The sequence below is a fragment of the Vibrio sp. 1180_3 genome (genome assembly GCF_029478545.1).
GTDB lineage: Bacteria > Pseudomonadota > Gammaproteobacteria > Enterobacterales > Vibrionaceae > Vibrio > Vibrio aestuarianus.
Genome location: NZ_SJFM01000305.1, coordinates 1 through 241 on the forward strand (window position 1 = coordinate 1; position 241 = coordinate 241).

Here is a 241-nt window from a genome sequence, read left to right on the forward strand (position 1 = left end):
TATCAGCGTCTAACGCTTGCACGTCTGGGTGGCTGTTGTTCAGCTTATAGGTCCAGTTGCCATCGGCATCGATAGAGAAGCTACCCCAATTGCCGTCTTGAACGTCGGTTTGAGGTTGGAAGACCGCCTCACCTGCATCAGGATCAGCCACATTTAAGTTGCCGCTCGTGGTCAGCGTTACGTCTTCTTGCACCGCGCCCGCGTCATCACCCGGCTGGTCTGGCGTGATGATCGCTTTGTC

Annotated in this window: 1 protein-coding gene; it reads right to left on the reverse strand. The window is 55.6% G+C overall.

Annotated features, from left to right (window positions below):
* Positions 1–241: VCBS domain-containing protein (locus EYW48_RS22100; protein WP_277433129.1), on the reverse strand; the 241-nt coding region annotated here is incomplete at both ends.